The sequence below is a fragment of the Flavobacterium cutihirudinis genome, from assembly GCF_003385895.1.
GTDB lineage: Bacteria > Bacteroidota > Bacteroidia > Flavobacteriales > Flavobacteriaceae > Flavobacterium > Flavobacterium cutihirudinis.
Window position 1 is genome coordinate 806199 of the sequence record NZ_QRDQ01000008.1, and the last position, 19606, is coordinate 825804.

The 19606-nt window shown below is 33.7% G+C and carries 17 protein-coding genes; 13 read left to right on the top strand and 4 right to left on the bottom strand.

Translation table 11 applies throughout. The features are described 5' to 3' along the window. The first annotated feature begins 44 nt into the window (after positions 1 to 44). Both BD847_RS09215 and BD847_RS09220 read left to right on the top strand, forming a co-directional pair. Positions 45 to 596 (top strand): hypothetical protein, encoded by a 552-nt coding sequence (locus BD847_RS09215; protein ID WP_115887984.1) that lies wholly within the window; start codon positions 45 to 47, stop codon positions 594 to 596. A 41-nt stretch (positions 597 to 637) separates the two neighbouring features. Continuing rightward, a complete protein-coding gene (locus tag BD847_RS09220) occupies positions 638 to 1204 on the top strand; it encodes a hypothetical protein (RefSeq protein WP_147298507.1) in 567 nt (188 codons plus the stop codon). A gap of 28 nt (positions 1205 to 1232) precedes the next feature. On the opposite strand, the gene BD847_RS09225 is transcribed toward BD847_RS09220, so the two are convergent. Together BD847_RS09225 and BD847_RS09230 are read right to left on the bottom strand one after the other, a co-directional pair. Next, positions 1233 to 1586, bottom strand: coding sequence for a hypothetical protein (locus BD847_RS09225; protein ID WP_115887986.1), 354 nt, complete (start codon positions 1584 to 1586; stop codon positions 1233 to 1235). Between the two features lie 87 nt (positions 1587 to 1673). Then, complete coding sequence (locus BD847_RS09230) at positions 1674 to 2648, bottom strand: polyprenyl synthetase family protein (protein ID WP_115887987.1); 975 nt, start codon at positions 2646 to 2648, stop codon at positions 1674 to 1676. Between the two features lie 266 nt (positions 2649 to 2914). On the opposite strand from BD847_RS09230, the gene BD847_RS09235 reads away from it, so the two are divergent. The 6 genes from BD847_RS09235 to BD847_RS09260 all read left to right on the top strand — a co-directional run bounded on the left by BD847_RS09235 (position 2915) and on the right by BD847_RS09260 (position 11195). Then, positions 2915 to 3436: a YceI family protein gene (locus BD847_RS09235; RefSeq protein WP_115887988.1), complete on the top strand. Its 522-nt coding sequence runs from the start codon at positions 2915 to 2917 to the stop codon at positions 3434 to 3436. A 107-nt stretch (positions 3437 to 3543) separates the two neighbouring features. Then, entirely contained in the window at positions 3544 to 4143 is a 600-nt protein-coding gene (locus tag BD847_RS09240; protein ID WP_115887989.1) for a TetR/AcrR family transcriptional regulator, read from the top strand. 17 nt (positions 4144 to 4160) lie between these two features. Beyond that, positions 4161 to 5492 carry a TolC family protein gene (locus tag BD847_RS09245; protein ID WP_115887990.1) on the top strand — a complete coding sequence of 444 codons (1332 nt, stop codon included), beginning with the start codon at positions 4161 to 4163 and terminating at the stop codon, positions 5490 to 5492. 9 nt (positions 5493 to 5501) lie between these two features. Continuing rightward, positions 5502 to 6569: an efflux RND transporter periplasmic adaptor subunit gene (locus tag BD847_RS09250; RefSeq protein WP_115887991.1), complete on the top strand. Its 1068-nt coding sequence runs from the start codon at positions 5502 to 5504 to the stop codon at positions 6567 to 6569. A 91-nt stretch (positions 6570 to 6660) separates the two neighbouring features. Further along, the gene (locus BD847_RS09255) at positions 6661 to 9837 is read left to right on the top strand and encodes an efflux RND transporter permease subunit (protein WP_115887992.1); all 3177 of its coding nucleotides are present in this window, start codon (positions 6661 to 6663) and stop codon (positions 9835 to 9837) included. Positions 9838 to 9944: 107 nt separating this feature from the next. Beyond that, positions 9945 to 11195, top strand: a complete 1251-nt coding sequence (locus BD847_RS09260; protein WP_115887993.1) for a TCR/Tet family MFS transporter — start codon at positions 9945 to 9947, stop codon at positions 11193 to 11195. A gap of 39 nt (positions 11196 to 11234) precedes the next feature. Here the strand turns inward: BD847_RS09260 and BD847_RS09265 are convergent, their stop codons facing one another. Together BD847_RS09265 and BD847_RS09270 are read right to left on the bottom strand one after the other, a co-directional pair. Then, positions 11235 to 12740, bottom strand: a complete 1506-nt coding sequence (locus tag BD847_RS09265) for a T9SS type A sorting domain-containing protein (protein ID WP_115887994.1) — start codon at positions 12738 to 12740, stop codon at positions 11235 to 11237. A 96-nt stretch (positions 12741 to 12836) separates the two neighbouring features. Then, positions 12837 to 13274, bottom strand: coding sequence for a retropepsin-like aspartic protease (locus tag BD847_RS09270; protein ID WP_115887995.1), 438 nt, complete (start codon positions 13272 to 13274; stop codon positions 12837 to 12839). Positions 13275 to 13458: 184 nt separating this feature from the next. Here BD847_RS09270 and BD847_RS09275 point away from each other — a divergent pair, with 184 nt between their 5' ends. The 5 genes from BD847_RS09275 (at position 13459) to BD847_RS09295 (ending at position 19518) form a co-directional block, all read left to right on the top strand. Beyond that, positions 13459 to 14430: a sigma-70 RNA polymerase sigma factor region 4 domain-containing protein gene (locus tag BD847_RS09275; protein WP_115887996.1), complete on the top strand. Its 972-nt coding sequence runs from the start codon at positions 13459 to 13461 to the stop codon at positions 14428 to 14430. Between the two features lie 129 nt (positions 14431 to 14559). Continuing rightward, complete coding sequence (locus BD847_RS09280; protein ID WP_115887997.1) at positions 14560 to 16224, top strand: S41 family peptidase; 1665 nt, start codon at positions 14560 to 14562, stop codon at positions 16222 to 16224. 293 nt (positions 16225 to 16517) lie between these two features. After that, on the top strand, positions 16518 to 17297 hold the full coding sequence (locus tag BD847_RS09285; RefSeq protein WP_115887998.1) for a TatD family hydrolase: 780 nt from the start codon (positions 16518 to 16520) through the stop codon (positions 17295 to 17297). A gap of 63 nt (positions 17298 to 17360) precedes the next feature. After that, the gene (locus tag BD847_RS09290) at positions 17361 to 18497 is read left to right on the top strand and encodes a 1-acyl-sn-glycerol-3-phosphate acyltransferase (protein ID WP_115887999.1); all 1137 of its coding nucleotides are present in this window, start codon (positions 17361 to 17363) and stop codon (positions 18495 to 18497) included. Beyond that, positions 18487 to 19518 (top strand): asparaginase, encoded by a 1032-nt coding sequence (locus tag BD847_RS09295; RefSeq protein ID WP_115888000.1) that lies wholly within the window; start codon positions 18487 to 18489, stop codon positions 19516 to 19518. The genes BD847_RS09290 and BD847_RS09295 overlap by 11 nt, the downstream gene beginning before the upstream one ends. Positions 19519 to 19606: the final 88 nt, after the last annotated feature.

Genomic DNA, 19606 nt, shown 5'->3' on the forward strand with positions numbered 1-19606 from the left:
TTTACGTACTTTTACGTAAAAATTTGTTAAAATAAACGTTAAGTATGAATAAAAATCAAATTTCAATCGTTTTCAATTCTTTTTTTGTGATTTTGGCAGTTTTATTTTCAACCAATGTATCAGGACAGCAAAACTATGTCATTGACAACAGTAATCACTTCTGGGATAAAGTTCAATTTGGTGGCGGACTCGGATTAGGTTTCGGATCAGGATACACCAATATCTCGGTTATGCCAAGTGCTATTTATAACGTTAATGAGGTTGTGGCTGTTGGAGCAGGTCTACAATTTGGTTATTTATATCAAAAAAATTATTACGAATCTTTCGTTTGGGGTGGAAGTCTTATCGGCTTAGTAAATCCAATTCCTGAAATTCAGTTGTCTGCTGAATTAGAGCAAGTAAGAGTCGACACTCAATATGAAGCTACTTTTAATTTTCCTTCTTATTCAGATAGTTATTGGAATACTGCGCTATATCTGGGTGCAGGTTACAGAACAAAAAATGTAACAATTGGTGGGCGTTATGATGTTTTGTATAATCCGAATAAAAGTCTTTACGGTTCAGGATTTATGCCTTTTGTTCGGGTCTACTTTTAGAGGTTTAAAAGTTCTGAGTGACTAGTTTTAAATATGGAAATTTGAGAAAAATTATTTTTTTAATTACGGCAGTTTTAGTTTTAAGCTGTAATAATTCTAAGAAATCAGATATTAATAATGAGAAGGTTGTAAAAAAAGAATTGCAACCTTTTTTTGATTCTGATAGAATTGATCATTATTATTTAAATTTATCTGAGAATAATTTTTTTAAGCTCATTAAAAAAGAGAACAAAACTGAAAAAGAAAAAGAATTAATTAATATCTATATACATTCTTTTCCTGATAATATTCCACAAGAAGATTTTGAAAAAACACTTCTAAGTCATAATTACAAAAAATCAAATTTATCGATTAAAGATGAAAAGAGTATTGAAAATGTATTTAGTGAAAAAGATTCGCTAAAAAATGATGCTTGTGCCTGTATTGCTGAGTATAAAGATGTTTTTATTTTCAAGAAAAATGCAAAAACAGTTGGTATAGCAAAGATTTGTTTTAAAAATGCTCGTTTTCAAATTATAGGAAGTAAAATAAATACTGAAGGTTTTGGACTAATTAATGAATTAGATAAATTACATAATATTGTTCGTCCAAATGAGAAAAAAACTTAATAGCTCAGCATCTTAGCAACTTAGAGTCTTATTTATAATAATTTCGAAACCAAACCTTCTGCCATTCTCTTTTTAAAATCAAGAAAGCAACTTGTTCAGCCAAAACAACTAAATCTGATCCATCAAGTTGTTTGATTTCGTTTTCTGGAACATCAATTATATAAAGTAAATTCAAATATTCAGCAAATTTGTACTGAATCATTCTGTAGATTTTTTCGTGAAGCTGAATCTTTAATTCGTCTGGCGAAATGCTTAATGGAAAATCAATTCCTTCATTAGCCAAATTGAAATCTTTATTAATCTGCTCAATCAAACTTAAATATAAAGTCTCAGCCTGCGCTTGCGCTAAAAGTGATTCCGTGTTTACTGGTGCTACAAACATTTGATTTTAGATTTTAGATTGCTGATTTAGATTGTAGATTTTTTTACTGAATACTGACACTGACCACTAACTACTGATAACTGAACACTAAACCTTACGGCCCATTAAATTCTCGCCAAATGTTCTTAGAATATCTTTCTTTTCAGAATTGATGTCCATTTTTTCTAAAGTTTCAAAAGCTTTAAAAGTGTACATTTCTATAGCTTCTTGCGTGGCTTGTGATGCTCCGGATTCATTAAAAATTGCTTTTGCTGTTTCTATTTTTACCGAATTATCATCCAATTGTAAACTAAATAATTTTTCTAATTCTGAAGCTTTTTCAGGAGTTGAAAATTCTAAAGCTTTTAAATATAAATAGGTTTTTTTGTTCTCAATAATATCTCCTCCAACTTGTTTTCCAAAAGTTTCCGGATCTCCAAATGCATCCAAATAATCGTCCTGAAGCTGAAATGCCAATCCTAAATTCAGTCCGAAATCATAAATTAAATCGGCTTCTTTTTCAGAAGTTTTGGCAACAATTGCGCCCATTTTCATAGCAGCAGCAACCAAAACGGCAGTTTTATATTCAATCATTTTTAGATATTGCGGAATGGTAACATCGTTTTTTTCTTCAAAATCAACATCCCATTGTTGTCCTTCGCAAACTTCAAGAGCTGTTTTGCTGAATAGTTTTGCTAAGTTTCTAAAAACTTCAGGTTCGTATTGTTCGAAATACTGATAAGCCAGAATAAGCATGGCATCGCCAGAAAGAATTCCGGTATTGATGTTCCATTTTTCATGAACGGTAACTTCTCCTCTTCTTAAAGGAGCGTCATCCATAATATCGTCGTGAACAAGCGAAAAATTATGAAAAACTTCTACCGCCATTGCTGCCGGAAGTGCTGTTTCATAATTGGTGTCAAATACTTCTGCAGCCATCAGCGTAAGCACCGGACGCATTCGTTTTCCTCCTAGTCCTAAAATATATTCAATTGGTTCATAAAGGTTTTTAGGCTCTTTTCGTATGCTTTGTTTTTTTAAATAAGTGATAAAAAAATCCTGGTACTGACTGATATCGTGCATAAAATAAAATTCTGATTTCCGAGGCTCAAAGATACAATTCAAATGTGAATTATTCATTTTTTAAAATTAAATGATGGGATTCGTTTAAAGAAATTGAAAGCGAACTCATTTCTAATCGTTTAAAATTATTTTTTAAAAAACTTGGAAACTTTTTTGGTATTCAGAGTTTCCTGTCTATATTTGCACCGCATTTGGAAACTCATAACACTGTAAAAGTTTCCAAAAGAAGCTTAAGTAATTTGCAAAATATTTAAAAACAGACACTTATGAAAACTACATGGACTTTAGATTCTAGCCAATCAGATGTTTTAATTAAAATGAGACATTCGATAATTGCTTATTTAGGAGGTACAACAAATAAATTTGGAGGTTATGTCAATATAGAAGATAATGAAATTGAAGATGCATCAGTTGAGTTTTCTTTAGATATAAACAACAAATATGATAGTTTTCAGCATGTTGACACTAATTTGCAGCTTCAGGACTTTTTCGATGTTAACGAACATCCGATAATTAGTTTTAAATCGACTTCATTTCAAAAAGTGAATAATAATATCAATTTCTTTAAAGGCGATTTGACTATAAAAGATGTAACAAAAGTAGTTGAACTTGATGCCGAATTTATTGGCGTTAATACGTATAACGGTGAGAAAAAAGTAGCTTTTGAAATTAAGGGAGATATCAAACGTCAGGACTTTGGTTTAGATTATAATTCGTTTAATCATAATGGCGGTTTGGCACTAGGACGAGACATCAAACTTATTGCAAATCTGGAATTTAGCATATAAATCTTACATAATGAATAAATTAATGTAAAATTATTACAAATATAACGGAAACTATTTTTCTGTTTTTAGTTTCCGAGCTATATTTGTAATGCAATTTGAATATCAAAATGAAAGAGAAAATTATATCGAAAGCGAGCGAGTTGTTTTTAAAGCTCGGTTTTAAAAGTGTTACAATGGATGATATTGCAGGAGAAATGTGTATTTCGAAAAAAACGATCTACAAATATTTCTGTAATAAAGAAGTCTTAATCGAAGAAAGTACTTCTATGGTTCACAGGCAAGTACATGAAATAATTGATACCATTGTAGAAAAAAATTATAATTCGATTCATGAAAACTTTGAAATAAGGGAAATGTTTCGTGATATGTTTAAGAACAATATTGATACCTCGCCAATTTATCAATTGAAAAAACATTATCCGGAGATTTACCAAAATGTATTGTCTCATGAAATTGATCAGTGTACACAATATTTCAGAGCAAATATCGAGAAGGGAATTCGTGATGGATTATATCGTGAAGATTTGAATATCGATATCTACGTGAAATTTTATTACACTTTAATTTTTCATATCAATGAAACTACGGTTTCAGAAAAAGAAGCACAACAAATAGAATTAGAGGCTTTGGAATATCATACTAGAGCAATGGCAACTCAAAAAGGAATATTGGAATTGGAGAAACAACTTAAAAAAATTACCGCTTAATCGTCAATCTATAATTTATGAAAAAAATAATTGTAATACTTTTGTGCTCTCTTGGCCTGACAGCCAATGCACAAGTCACTTTAACCTTAAAAGACGCGCTTAATTATGCGCTTCAAAATAAAGCCGACGCAAAAAAGGCAAAACTACAGGTTGAAAACAGCGAATACCAAATTCAGGAAATTCGCTCGAGAGCTTTACCTCAAATTCACGCAAACGGAAATTTAACTTACAATCCAATTTTGCAGACAAGTGTAATTGATGGAGGTTCTTTTGGTCAGCCGGGAACTAGTATTCAGGCAACTTTTGGTCAAAAATGGACATCAGGTGCAGGAGTAAATTTAACTCAGGCATTGTTTGATCAATCTGTATTTACAGGTTTGAGAGCGGCAAAATCTACTCGCGAATTTTATCAAATCAACGATCAGTTAACAGAAGAGCAGGTAATTGAAAGAGTGGCAAATAATTATTATTCAGTTTACGTACAACGCGAAAGAATAAAATTATTAGATAGCACTTATGTTAATACAACAAAAGTTCATGATATCGTAAAAGGACAGTATGATAATGGTTTAGCTAAGAAAATTGACTTAGATCGTATTGTTGTAAAAATGTCAAATATTGATACAGATCGTCAGCAAGTTAAAAACCAAGTTGAATTACAGGAAAATGCATTGAAGTTTTATATGGGTATGCCTATCGAAACTCAAATTGTTATCCCAAAAGAAGAATTTGAAGCAGTTCCAGCATCATTAACTGAGGTTCCAAATGTAGAAAACAGAACGGAATATCTGCTTTTGAAAAAACAAGAAGAATTATTGATTTTCCAAAAGAAAGCAGTTCAGGCTGAATATTATCCGAAACTATCTCTGACAGCAGGTTATAACTACATTGGTCAGGGACCGGAATTTCCTCTTTTTGCAAAACCATCTTCAGGTGTTTACTGGTCTGATTATTCGGGAATTGGATTAAATTTAAGTGTGCCGATCTTTACAGGTTTTGGAACCCGTGCAAGAGTAAGACAGGCAGATGTTGATATTAGAACACTTCAGGAAGATATCAAAGACACTAAATTATCACTAGATCTGGATTATAGAAATGCAATGGCGCAAATCGATAATAATATGGTAACGATTCAAAATCAAAAAGAAAACATGCGTTTGGCTGGCGAAATTTTGAGTAATACTAAAAACAATTATCTTCAAGGTTTAGCATCATTAACCGATTTATTAGATGCTGAAAACGCAAATCAGGAAGCTCAAAATAATTACACAAGAGCTGTTTTAAATTATAAAATTGCCGAAGTGGCATTAATCAAATCAAAAGGCGAACTTAAAACTCTTATTAAATAACTAATTACAATGAAGAAAACTATTATAACAATCGTAATCATAATCGCAGCTTTGGGTGTGATTGGATATGTTTTAAATAACAATAAGAAAGAAAACAAGGCAAAAACAGATATCGTAGCAGAGAAAAATGCTGCAGTTTCTGTAAAAGTTACTCCTGTAAAAACAGAAGTTGTTTCTTTGGATTTTGTTGCTAATGGAAATTTTGCTCCAATTCAGGAACTGACTTTTTCTGCTGAAAAATCTGGAAAAGTAATTAGTGTTTTGGCTAAAGAAGGTGATTACGTAAAAGTAGGTCAGACTTTATTGACAATGAGAGGTGATATCATTAACGTAAGTGCACAACAAGCTCAGGCAGTTTATAATAACGCAAAATCAGATTATGCGAGATATGAAAATGCTTTTAAAACGGGTGGTGTAACCAGACAACAATTAGATCAGGCAAAATTGGCTTTGACAAATGCTGAGTCTAACTTGAAACAAGCAAACATCAATGTTGGTGATACAAAAGTAAAAGCGCCAATCAACGGATTCATCAATAAAAAATACATCGAGCCGGGATCTATCTTAACAGGGATGCCAGCAACAGCGTTATTTGATATTGTAAACGTTTCTAAATTAAAATTGACTGTAACTGTAAATGAAAATCAGGTTGCAAGTTTGAAATTAGGTGACAACATTAATGTTACAGCAAGTGTTTATCCTGATAAAACTTTTTCTGGAAAAATTACTTTTATCGCAGCAAAAGCAGATGCAAGTTTGAATTTCCCAGTTGAAATTGAAATCATCAACAATTCAAATAATGATTTAAAAGCAGGTATGTACGGAACAGCGAATTTTGCATCTAAACAGCAAAAACAAAACTTAACAGTTGTTCCTAGAAATGCATTTGTTGGAAGTGTGAGCAGTAACGAAATTTTTGTAGCTGAAAACGGTGTTGCAAAATTGAAAAAAGTTGTTGCAGGTAGAATTTTAGGAGATCAGGTAGAAATCATCAGCGGATTATCAGATGGAGAAAAGGTAATTACTACAGGTCAAATTAACTTACAAGACGGTAATACAGTAGAAATTATTAAATAATTATTGGCTTTAAGCCGTAAGCTATAAGCTTTAAGCCATTTAAAAAAGCCTAAAGCCTATTGCTTACAGCCTACAGCATAAAGCAACAAATATGAAATTAGCCGAAATATCCATAAAACGTCCGTCGTTAGTAATTGTATTGTTTACAATTCTGACCCTTGGTGGATTGTTCAGCTACAGCCAACTTGGCTACGAGCTGATCCCAAAATTTGAACAAAACGTTATTACAATTTCTACTATTTATCCTGGAGCTTCTCCAAGTGAGGTAGAAAATACAGTAACCAAGAAAATTGAGGATGCGATTGCCTCCTTAGAGAATGTCAAGAAAATTGATTCGAAATCATATGAGAGTTTGTCTATTGTATCGATTACGCTTACTTCTAATGCAAAAGTCGATTTCTCTTTGAATGATGCGCAGCGTAAAATCAATGCCATTATTAGTGATTTACCGGATGATGCAGAAACGCCTTCGTTAACCAAATTCTCGCTGAGTGATTTACCAATTATGACGCTTGGTGCCAACGGAAAAATGGATGAAGCAGAGTTTTATGACTTAATTGATAAAAAAATTGCTCCTATTTTATCTCGTGTACAAGGTGTTGCGCAGGTAAATATTATTGGTGGTGAAGAACGTGAGATTCAGGTAAATCTTGATGCAGTAAAAATGCAGGGTTACGGATTATCTATTCCTCAGGTTCAACAAAATATTTTGACTTCAAACTTAGATTTCCCAACAGGAAATATTCAGACTCGTAATCAGAAAATATTAATCCGTTTAGCGGGAAAATATAAAAGTGTTGAAGAATTAAGAAACTTGGTGGTTTCATCTCAAAACGGAATTCAGATTCGTTTAAGTGATATCGCTGACGTTCAGGATACTCAGAAAATCGCAGAGAAAATCTCGCGTGTAGATCAAAAAAGTGCGATTGTTTTGCAAATCGTTAAACAATCAGATGCAAATGCGGTTGCAGTAAGTGAGCAATTATTAAAAACAATTGCAACACTTGAAAAAGATTATAAAGTAAATGACTTAAAACTTGAAGTTGCAAAAGATAGTACAATCTTTACTCTTGAAGCAGCAGATTCTGTTGTACACGATTTATTGATTGCGGTAATTCTGGTAGCATTTGTAATGTTGTTTTTCCTTCACAGTATCAGAAACTCATTAATTGTAATGGTTTCGATTCCTGCGTCGTTAATTGCAACTTTCATCGGAATTTATTTAATGGGATACACATTAAACTTAATGAGTTTATTAGGATTATCTCTTGTTGTTGGTATTCTTGTGGATGACGCGATTGTGGTTTTGGAGAATATCTACAGGCACATGGAAATGGGTAAAAGCCGAATTCGTGCATCTTATGACGGAACAGCTGAAATTGGTGGAACAGTAACTTCGATTACATTAGTAATTGTTGTAGTATTCTTGCCAATCGCAATGAGTTCAGGATTGGTTTCTAATATCATCACGCAGTTCTGTGTTACGGTAATTATCTCAACAATGTTGTCATTGTTGGCTTCATTTACAATTATTCCTTGGTTATCTTCTCGTTTCGGAAAATTAGAGCATATTGAAGGAAAGAATTTATTTGGAAGAATCATTCTTGGTTTCGAAAGCTATTTAACACGTTTCACGGATTGGGTTTCTCATTTATTGACGTGGTGTTTAGATCATTATATTAAAACTTTTGCGGTTGTAATTGTATTGTTCCTTGCTTCAACTGTTGGATTAATGGGTGGAGGTTTCATTGGAGGAGAGTTCTTTGCTTCTTCTGATAGTGGAGAGTTCTTAGTACAAATTGAGATGCCAAAAGATGCTTCGTTAGAGCAAACGAACTTCATGACACAAAAAGCAGAAGCTTTCTTAAAAGCTCAGGAATATGTTCATAGCCAAATTACAACGGTAGGACAAACTTCTGAAGGTTTTGGAGCATCACAAGCTACAGCATACAAAGCAGAGATTGACGTAAAAATGATCGAGCAAAAAGATCGTACCGATGATGCGAATGTTTATGCTGCAAAAATCAAACGTAAACTTGAAAAAGTATTAGTTGGAGCAAAAGTAAAAACGGTTCCTGTTGGTATCTTAGGTACTGCTGAAGATGCAACTTTAGGATTGATCGTTACTGGTCCATCAACAGAAGCAGCAATGGCTTTTGCGAAATTAGCGGAAGCAGAATTGCGTACAATTCCTGGAACAACGGAGATCAAATTAACGGTTGAAGACGGAAACCCTGAAATTAACGTAAAAGTAGATCGTGATAAAATGGCTGCTTTAGGTTTAACGCTTCAAACAGTTGGTTTAACCATGCAAACTGCTTTTAGTGGAAATACAGATGGTAAATACAGAGCTGGAGAATACGAATATGATATCAACATTAGATACAATGCATTCGACAGAAAAAGTATTACTGACGTTAGTAATTTGATTTTTATCAATGCAGCAGGACAGCAAATTAAATTGTCTCAGTTTGCAGATATTACTGAAGGTTCTGGTCCTAGCCAGTTAGAGCGTAGAGATAAATCGGCGTCTGTAACCGTAAAAGGACAAAACGTTGGTGTGCCATCTGGAACAATCGTTCAGCAATGGCAGGTGAAATTGGATAAATTGAAAAAACCAGCCGGAGTAAACTATATCTGGGGTGGTGACCAAGAGAATCAGTCTGAAGGATTTGGTACTTTAGGAATCGCATTATTAGCTGCTATTATTTTGGTTTACCTTGTAATGGTGAGTTTGTATGACAGTTTCGCGCACCCATTCGTAGTATTGTTTGCGATCCCGCTTTCGTTCATTGGAGCAATGATGGCACTGGCATTAACAAACAACTCGTTAAATATCTTTACCATTTTAGGTATCATCATGTTGATTGGTCTGGTGTGTAAGAATGCGATCATGTTGGTCGATTATACCAACCAAAGAAGAGCAGCAGGAGAGTCAATTAGAACGGCATTAATTCAAGCGAATCACGCTCGTTTACGTCCGATCTTGATGACAACAATTGCGATGGTATTTGGTATGTTCCCAATTGCATTGGCAAAAGGAGCAGGAGCAGAGTGGAAAAACGGTTTGGCTTGGGTAATTATTGGAGGATTAATTTCTTCATTATTCTTAACCTTGATTGTGGTTCCTGTAATTTATAATATCATGGAGAAATTGATTCAGAAATTCTCTAAAGGAGAAAAAATCGACTACGAAGCTGAAATGGTGGCTGATTACACGCCAACTGAATTAAGCGAAGACGGTTTTAATCCAAAACATACGCATTAATTGATTTAATTTTTGATTTGTAAATCCCAAATTCCTTAATTGGAATTTGGGATTTTTTTATTGTTAATTTTAAAATATGTTTATTTGCATGACCTTACTAAACTACGATGCTACAAAAAGATAAATCTGCGGCGATTGGTTTCATTTTCATAACCATGTTAATTGACATTACCGGATGGGGAATTATTATTCCTGTAATTCCGAAATTAATTGAAGAATTGATTCATGGCGATATCAGCGAAGCGGCAAAAATTGGCGGCTGGCTGACTTTCGCGTATGCGATAACGCAATTTGTATTTGCACCTGTAATTGGAAATTTAAGCGATAAATTTGGAAGAAGACCAATCATCTTAATTTCCCTTTTCGGATTTTCATTGGATTATATTTTGCTGGCTTTTTCCCCGACAATTCTTTGGCTTTTTATTGGACGAATAATTGCCGGAGTAACTGGGGCAAGTATTACTACAGCTTCTGCTTATATTGCAGATGTAAGTACGGCCGAAAACCGAGCAAAAAACTTTGGTTTGATTGGTGCTGCTTTTGGATTAGGATTTATCATCGGGCCTGTTATTGGCGGTTTATTAGGCCAATACGGATCTAGAGTTCCTTTTTATGCAGCAGCCGTTTTATGTATGGTGAATTTCCTTTATGGATTTTTTATTTTACCTGAATCGCTTAAAAAAGAAAACCGCAGAGATTTTGATTGGAAACGTGCAAATCCGGTCGGAGCAATTTTAGGTTTAAGAAAACATCCGGAATTAATTGGATTGATTTCAGCAATATTTCTTTTGTATGTAGGTTCACACGCTGTGCAAAGCAATTGGAGTTTCTTTACTATTTATCAATTTAATTGGGATGAAAAAATGATTGGAATCTCATTAGGAATAATTGGTTTATTGGTCGGTGTGGTACAAGGTGGATTAGTTCGTTTTATCAATCCGAAAATAGGAAACGAAAAAAGCATTTATATAGGTTTAGGATTATACACGATCGGGATGTTGTTGTTTGCTTTTGCAACAGAAAGCTGGATGATGTTTGTATTCCTAATTCCATATTGTCTTGGCGGAATTGCCGGTCCCGCGCTTCAATCGGTGGTAGCCAGTAAAGTTTCACCAAGCGAACAAGGCGAAATTCAAGGAACTTTGACGAGTTTAATGAGTGCGTCTTCGATTATTGGTCCGCCAATGATGGCCAACACATTTTACTTTTTTACCCACAGCGATGCCCCTTTTAAATTTGCCGGAGCGCCATTTATTTTAGGAGGGTTTTTAATGTTGTTGAGCACAATTGTCGCTTATTTTTCATTAAAAAAACATTCGGTTCCAAAAGTAGAAATTGAAACGGAAGAGATAGTATAAAAATCAAAAAGCCCTCATTTTAGATCATGAGGGCTTTTTTTATTTTTTAATAAATTTTATTGTTTTGGTCTTACCTTCGGAGCTTACTTTTAAGAAATAAAACCCGGAAGAAATAGAAACCAGATCAATTTCGGAATGTGTATTATTTATTTTTTTCGATAAAATAGATTTTCCCGAGATAGAAACGATTTCAATTTCATCTATGGTTGAAGTATTACTGATGCTCAAAATGCGTTCTACCGGATTTGGATAATTTTTGAAATTAGGCAAAACAAAATCAGGAGTCGAAAGATTTCCACTTAATTTTGCAGTTACCGCAAGACGCTTTGTACTTTCAATTCCATCGACAGTTTGAGATGCGTAATATGTAGTTCCATCAACCAAAACAGTAGTTTCTGGCAAAGTTACTTCTTTAGATTTACTCATTTTACCATCCAAAGGTTTAGGACTGCCATACCATTTTATATTTTCTCCTTCAATAAGAAGATCTTTTAAAGTTTGTCCCGGTTTAAATTCGAAAGTTATTTCTTCCTTTCCGTCGATTAAGGGAGCAGGCGGATTAATAGTGAAAGATTTTAGAAACGAACATCCATTTTGATCTCTTACAATTATTTGATAAGTTCCATAACTAGGAATTTTTAGAACTGGACCAGATTGAAAATTTAATCCATCTAATGAATATCCATATTCGCCACTTCCGCCGGTTGCCTTAACTGTAAGGGTTTTGTTATCTGCCTGAAGATCGACATTCAGCATTGTAGGTTCTAAAATCATAACTTGCATCATTATAGTGCATCCTCTAGAATCAGTAATTTCAACGATATAAGTTCCTGCGGCTAAATTTGCAAAAACAGTTGTTTGTTGAGAATTTACTATTGCAACTCCAGAAGAATTTTTAAGAGAATATGTAAGAGGAAAATTTCCGCCAGCTGCATTTATTGAAATTGCTCCGTCGTTCATTCCAGAACAACTTACATCTGTTTTTGTTAAAGTTGTTACGATAGGAACATTTGCAGTAACAACTATAACCACCGATGATAAACAGCCTAAACTATCTTTTGTGTTTACAACATAAGTCCCAGGAACTAAATCAGTAAATACATTAGCAGTTGAATAAGGACGTCCATCTAATGAATATTGGTAAGGTGATTGTCCACCAGATCCTTTAGCAGTAATAGTTCCTTTTTCATTTGCGCAAGAAATTCCATCAACGGTTGCAATTGTTTCTAAATAACTGGAAACAATTAAATTAAAATAATTAGTTGTAAAATTTCCTGAATTTTCAATTCTTGCATAAATGGTTTTGGAACTAGCATCACTGACAAAACTGGAAGGATTTGAAATCGGCTTCAAATTATTCGTTGCTTCATCCTGACTTAAATGATAAGTGACAGTAGTTTCAGCAGGATTTAAGTTGCCAATTAAGAGTGTTTTTTGTGCAGTAAGATCAAATGTAATATCGCCCGCACAGTGCACAATATCTTTAATTTGAGCATAAAATAAATTGGTAAACAAGAAAAGAAAACAGAGTAGAGTTTTTTTCATAGTATTAGATTTGTTAAAATGGGCTTAACAAATATAAATAAAAAACTCTAGCTCAAATAAATATGATATAAAGGTTGTTAAAAGAAATTTCTAAAACTATTTCAAATACAAATAATGATTATAATAATCGATAATTGCTTTTCCTTCCAACAAAACATCGGCGCCAATTATGCCGTGAACAGGTTTCGCTTTGTACGACGCTAAAGCTTCATTTACGTGCGAAAGATCAAAAATAACAATACTGAAATTTTTATTTTTCCAGCTTCCTAGCTGCAGTTTATTTTCAGACGAAATCTGAGTCTTCATTCCGGTACCGCCAGCACCTGAAGCTTTTGTTTTTGATTTTTTTGCGTCCAGTTCAAATCGTTCGATACTTTCAAAACCCACACAGGAATTTGAAGCTCCGGTATCTAAAATGAAATTTCCGGCAACGCCGTTTATTTTTGCTTTTATCGCAAGATGTTGTGTTTTAGTAACTTTGAATTTTATTTTTTTGTATTTCTCTTTTTTGAGAACTTCGTGAAGATTTTCCATTTTCGATTCCGATTGAATATCAAAAATAAGCCAATTACAGCCAATAAACTAGCGATATAAGAGATATAATTTCCTGATTTTTCTTCTTTAAAAATATCGCCATTAACCTGATTTCGTTTTTGTTACTCTATATTTAAAATTATTTGAGATTCTTTTTTAACTTTATCTGATCAAAAGCTTTTTTATGGATAAAACTAAAATACATCGAGACCAAATGTATATTGATGGACTTGCTGCAAATGATTCGGCAATTATTCAAGCCATTTACAAAAAATTTGTGCCCAAAGTCGTTTTTTTTGTCATGAATAATGGTGGAACCGAAGAGCAAGCTCAGAGCATTGTTCATCAGGTTTTGATTTTGCTGTACGATCAGGCAAAGAAAGATGCAATGCAATTAACATGTCCGTTTGATTCCTATTTTTTTCTGTTATGTAAAAGAAAATGGCTAAAAGAGCTGAGAAAAAATTCAGATACAGAAGTCGCGATTGTCGAAGACGCAAGAACAATGAATGATTCTGCAATTCAGTTAATTGGCAAAACGGAAGAATTTGAAGAAAACCAGAAACTTTCAAAAGAGTCAAATCCGTTATCTGAAGAGTTTGAAGAAAGAGAGGTATTTAAAGAAAATTTAAGCCAGATAGAAGAAGAGCATTTTAACAAAAAGCCAAAAGCTATAGGATTAAAACCATGGTATTTTGCAGTCGCATTATCGATTATAGTTTTATTTGGTTTGTTCTTTTTTAATTACAATCAGAATCCGGTTTTTGCCGATTATAACCACCCAGAGCAAGCTGATTTTGCTGAACGCGGAAGCGAAGGCGGACCTTTAAAACAAGCAGAGCAGGAGTTTAATAGTAAAAGATATTCTTTGGCAATTCCGCATTTTGAAGCCATTTTAGAGAAAGGAAAAACACCCGAAATACAGTATTTTTATGGAATTTCGCTTTTAGAACAAAGTCAGTTTTTAAAAGCCGAAGCTGTGTTTAACGAATTGAAATCCGGAAATTCGGCTTACAAAGAAAAAGCGATTTGGTATTTGGCATTGTCAAAATTAAAACAAAGAGATTACAAATCATGTAAAGAACTATTGCAGACTATTTCTCAGGATTATGAAGATTATGATGAAGTGCAATTGCTTTTGGATGATTTAGAATAAGTTATACATCACGAAATATTTTCTCATTTACGGGAAACCTCAATCGGATTTGGAATTTTAATTCTAAATTCGATTTTCTTTTTAAAAGAAACACGCACCCAAAAGCTATTATCTTAACCTGAACCAAACATGAAGAAAATTACTTTAGTACTTTTTATTGCCTTTTCGCAAATTGTTTTTAGCGCCACGAAAGTTTCTGACACTGAAAAACTTGTCGCAACTTGTAAAGTATGGGGCTTTTTAAAATATTATCATCCGGAAGTTGCGGGAGGAAAAACAAATTGGGACAATCAACTTTTAGAAAAACTTCCTAAAATAGAAAAAGCCCAAACCAAAGAAGAGTTTTCGTTAATTCTCGAAAACTGGATTGATGATCTTGGTCCGGTAAAAGAAATTGCTCCGATTTCGGTGTCAAAAGGCGTTAAGTTTTTTGACAAAAACTTCGATTTGTCTTGGATAAATAACGATAAAGTGTTTTCAAAAAAGCTTTCGAAGAAATTGACATTTATAGAACAGAATAGATTTCAAGGAGAACAATTCTACGTTTATGGTGGAGAACATGTTGGAAATGTTTATCTGCAAAATGAAAGCTATGAGCATCCAGATTTTACCAATAAGAATTCAAAACTGAGAATGATATTTATGTACTGGAATTTAGTAGAATATTTTTTTCCGAATAAATATTTAATGGATCAGAAATGGGATTTGACTTTAGAAAAAATAATACCTCTTGCAATTCAGTCTCAGAATTACAATGATTTTTATATGACAATGAGAAAATTAGTTTCAAGAATTGATGACAGTCATACAGAGTTTTATTTATATCCTTCGTCTTTAGCAGTTAGTAAACAGAAGTTGTTTTTTCCCGCAAAAGGAAAAATTATTGAGGAGAAATTGGTCGTTACAGAAATTTTGGGAGATAGTCTTGCTCAGGCAGATGACATAAAGGTTGGGACGATAATTACTAAAATTAATGATAAAACAATTGGAGAGATAATGGCAGAAAACAGAGATTTGATTTGTGCATCAAATGAACCTTCATATTTAGACAAATTGGCTGAGAAAATTTTAAGTGGGTACTCAGAAACTGTGAAAGTGGAGTTTTTTAAAGATAACAATTACATCACCAAAACCATGACATGGTTTGATTATCATGAGTCTCACAGAAATGAATTTAAAAAAGGAGCCATGAAAAAGAAAGACAAGTTTAAGCTTTTGGACAACAATATTGGTTATGTCGATATGGGAATTATAAAACCGAGAAATATTCAAGCCATGATTGATGCATTAAAAACTACAAAAGCAATTGTTTTCGATATGAGAAATTATCCAAACGGAACTTTTGGCGAAATATCACAATTTTTAAATTCTCAGGAAAAAGAATTTGCAATTTACACGCGTCCGTATTATAATTATCCAGGTAAATTTATTTGGGACGGAGAATCAAAAAGTGGTTCTGAAAACAAAGATAATTACAAAGGAAGAGTGATTGTTTTGCTTAACGAAAAATCAGTAAGCCAGTCAGAATGGACAGCAATGTGTTTTCAAACGGCTGGAAATACAACCATTATTGGAAGCCAGACCGCTGGAGCAGACGGAAATGTAAGTCAATTTGATTTTCAAGGATTCCACACACTATTTTCAGGAATTGGTGTTTTTTACCCAGACGGAAGAGAAACACAAAGAATAGGAATCGTTCCGGATATCGAAGTAAAACCAACCATAAAAGGAATTCAGGAAGGAAAAGATGAGGTTTTGGATCGTGCTTTGCTTTTTATTGAAACCGGGAAATAAGTAAAATATGTCATCCTGAGCGAAGTCGAAGGACACGCAAGTAACTTGATAACGATTGGCGATTCTCTTTGCGGGACTTCGACTTCGCTCAGTCTGACAATCTAAAAGAATTTAATAAACAGACCTTTGTCAATGGTTAAAACTTTGACAAAGGTTTTCTTTTTTACGGAAAGAATCCGCTTTTATCCGCGTTTTCACGAAGTGAATCCGTTAAATCCGCGTCCCTTAAACTCTACAAAATTGCTATTCTTTTAATATTGTCGTAATTTTGACAGCTTTAAAAAATTAGACAATTGAATTCGACACCCATTATTACCGATACACACACTCATTTATATTCAGAAGAATTTGATCAGGATCGTGACGAAATGATTCAGCGCGCTATTGCTGCCGGAATTACACGTTTTTTTATTCCTGCAATCGACGCCGCTGCAACACAGTCGATGTATGATTTGGAGAAAAATTATCCTGATAATATCTTTTTGATGATGGGTTTGCATCCCACTTACGTAAAAGACAATTATCTGGACGAATTGGCGCATGTAGAAACCGAATTATCAAAGCGAAAATTCTACGCCGTGGGCGAAATCGGGATCGATTTATATTGGGATAAAACACATCTTAAAGAACAGCAAATTGCTTTTAAGAAACAAATTCAATTAGCAAAACAATACCAACTTCCAATCGTAATTCACTGTCGTGAAGCATTCGATGAGATTTTTGAAGTGCTCGAAGAAGAAAAATCTGAAGATTTATTTGGGATTTTTCATTGTTTTTCCGGAACTTTAGAACAAGCACAGAAAGCGATTTCTTACAATATGAAATTAGGAATTGGAGGAGTGGTGACTTTTAAGAACGGAAAAATCGATCAGTTTTTAAGTCAAATCGATTTAAAACATATCGTTTTAGAAACCGATTCGCCTTATTTGGCACCAATTCCTTATAGAGGAAAACGAAACGAAAGCAGTTATTTAGTCAACGTTATTGCCAAATTAAGCGATATTTATGGCATTTCTGCCGAAGAAATTGCAGCAATTACAACTCAAAATTCGAAAGACGTTTTTGGGATTTAACCCAAGCCTTACAAAACTTTAATTTTTTTTTTGTTCTTTTGCCCACTTAAACCCAAATAAATAATGCAGAGATTTGATGCCATTAGACCGTTTTATGATTCCGAAATAAATGAAGCACTTCATGGTGTTGTCAATCATCCTATGATGAAAACCATGATGAACTTTACTTTTCCGGATGTGGAAGATGAGGTTTGGAAGGAACAATTAAAGAAAACTCACTCTATTCGTGATTTTCAATGCAATTTTATTTACAATACAATTCAGAAAGTTTTAGAAAAAAGCTCTGAAGGTCTTACAACTTCAGGTTTTGAAAAACTGGAACCAAATACTTCTTATTTGTTTATCTCCAATCATAGAGATATTCTTTTGGATACTACTTTATTGAATGTTTGTTTGTTCGAACACGGTTTGGTGATGACAGCTTCGGCAATTGGAGATAATCTGGTAAAAAAAGCTTTCCTGTCAACTTTAGCAAAATTGAATAGAAACTTTTTAGTTTTAAGAGGATTAACGCCCCGTGAAATGTTGCAAAGTTCTAAATTATTGGCTGAATACATGGGACAATTATTGCTTCGCGAAAATCGTTCGGTTTGGATTGCGCAAAGAGAAGGAAGAACGAAAGACGGAAATGACGAAACCAATCCAGGCGTTTTAAAAATGATTGGAATGGGTTCTGACGAGCCTAACTTGATGGATTATTTCAAGAAATTAAAAATCGTGCCGGTTTCAATTTCATACGAATATGACCCGACTGATGTTTTGAAAATGCCACAATTAATGGCAGAAGCAAACAACGAAGTTTACGTAAAAGATAAAAATGAAGATTTCATGACCATTTTAAGTGGTATCATGGGAACTAAAAAAAGAATACATATTTCTGTTGGAGATGTTCTTGATACAGAAATCGATCAAATTGTTGCTGAAAATGACAATGTAAACAAACAAGTTCAGGCTTTGGCACAAACAATTGATGATGTCATTTTGAAAAACTATCAATTATGGCCAACTAATTTTATTGCCTACGATATTCTAAATGCAACTGATAAATTTGCTCACAAATATAAAGAGAGTGAAAAATCACTTTTTGAACGTCGTTTAGAAATGCGTATCGGAAGTGATAATCCAGTTACCAGACAAGGATTCCTTGCCATGTATGCCAATCCGGTTGTCAATAAATTGAAATACCAGGATGTCATCTAAAGCTAAAATATTATTGGTTTATACCGGCGGAACCATCGGTATGAGCAAAGATTTTGAAACAGGAGCACTTAAAGCATTTAATTTTAGTAAATTATTGCAAAAGATTCCTGAAATCAAACAATTGGATTGTGAGATTGAAACTGTTTCTTTTGAAGATCCAATAGATTCATCGAATATGAATCCGAAGGAATGGACAAAAATTGCTGAAATTATCGAAGCAAATTATAGTTCTTTTGATGGTTTTGTAATTCTTCACGGATCAGATACGATGTCTTATTCTGCTTCAGCGTTGAGTTTTATGCTGGAAAATTTAGCAAAACCTGTTGTGTTTACAGGATCTCAGTTGCCAATTGGAGATTTGCGTACCGATGCAAAAGAAAATCTGATAACAGCAATTCAGATTGCTTCGCTTCAGGAAAACGGAAAACCGGTTATTACAGAAGTTTGCTTGTATTTTGAATATAAATTGTACCGCGGAAACCGAACTTCAAAAGTAAATGCAGAACATTTCAGAGCTTTTACTGCACCAAATTATCCTGAATTGGTAGAGTCTGGAGTTCATCTAAAATTAAATTCACATTTATTTCTTCCGATAAAAGAAAATGCCAATCTGATTGTTCACAAAAATTTAGACAATCATGTTGCCATCATAAAAATGTTCCCAGGAATGAGCGAGGCTGTTTTGGCGTCAATTCTGGCGACTCCCGATTTACGCGGAATTGTTTTAGAAACTTACGGTTCCGGAAATGCACCAACGGAAGATTGGTTTTTAAATTTAATTGAAAAAGCCATTAAATCCGGAATGTATATCGTAAATGTTACGCAATGTTCAGGCGGAAGCGTAAACATGGGACAATACGAAACCAGTACAGCTTTAAAATCGCTTGGAGTTATTTCAGGAAAAGATATTACTACAGAAGCTGCCATTACAAAATTGATGTATTTGTTGGGACATAATATTCCGCAGAACGACTTTAAAGATATTTTTGAAACGGCACTTCGTGGAGAGATTTCACTTTAATAGTTTCACCATATAAGTGATATAAGGTCATTTAAAAAAGAAAAAAATCGTACAGTTTGTCATCCTGACGAAGGAAGGATCACATAAG

Coding starts and splice junctions, on each gene's coding strand:
- BD847_RS09215 (WP_115887984.1), top strand. CDS start 45: ATGAATAAAAATCAAATTTCAATCGTTTTCAATTCTTTTTTTGTGATT.
- BD847_RS09225 (WP_115887986.1), bottom strand. CDS start 1,586: ATGTTTGTAGCACCAGTAAACACGGAATCACTTTTAGCGCAAGCGCAG.
- BD847_RS09230 (WP_115887987.1), bottom strand. CDS start 2,648: ATGCACGATATCAGTCAGTACCAGGATTTTTTTATCACTTATTTAAAA.
- BD847_RS09235 (WP_115887988.1), top strand. CDS start 2,915: ATGAAAACTACATGGACTTTAGATTCTAGCCAATCAGATGTTTTAATT.
- BD847_RS09240 (WP_115887989.1), top strand. CDS start 3,544: ATGAAAGAGAAAATTATATCGAAAGCGAGCGAGTTGTTTTTAAAGCTC.
- BD847_RS09245 (WP_115887990.1), top strand. CDS start 4,161: ATGAAAAAAATAATTGTAATACTTTTGTGCTCTCTTGGCCTGACAGCC.
- BD847_RS09250 (WP_115887991.1), top strand. CDS start 5,502: ATGAAGAAAACTATTATAACAATCGTAATCATAATCGCAGCTTTGGGT.
- BD847_RS09255 (WP_115887992.1), top strand. CDS start 6,661: ATGAAATTAGCCGAAATATCCATAAAACGTCCGTCGTTAGTAATTGTA.
- BD847_RS09260 (WP_115887993.1), top strand. CDS start 9,945: ATGCTACAAAAAGATAAATCTGCGGCGATTGGTTTCATTTTCATAACC.
- BD847_RS09265 (WP_115887994.1), bottom strand. CDS start 12,740: ATGAAAAAAACTCTACTCTGTTTTCTTTTCTTGTTTACCAATTTATTT.
- BD847_RS09270 (WP_115887995.1), bottom strand. CDS start 13,274: ATGGAAAATCTTCACGAAGTTCTCAAAAAAGAGAAATACAAAAAAATA.
- BD847_RS09275 (WP_115887996.1), top strand. CDS start 13,459: ATGGATAAAACTAAAATACATCGAGACCAAATGTATATTGATGGACTT.
- BD847_RS09280 (WP_115887997.1), top strand. CDS start 14,560: ATGAAGAAAATTACTTTAGTACTTTTTATTGCCTTTTCGCAAATTGTT.
- BD847_RS09290 (WP_115887999.1), top strand. CDS start 17,361: ATGCAGAGATTTGATGCCATTAGACCGTTTTATGATTCCGAAATAAAT.
- BD847_RS09295 (WP_115888000.1), top strand. CDS start 18,487: ATGTCATCTAAAGCTAAAATATTATTGGTTTATACCGGCGGAACCATC.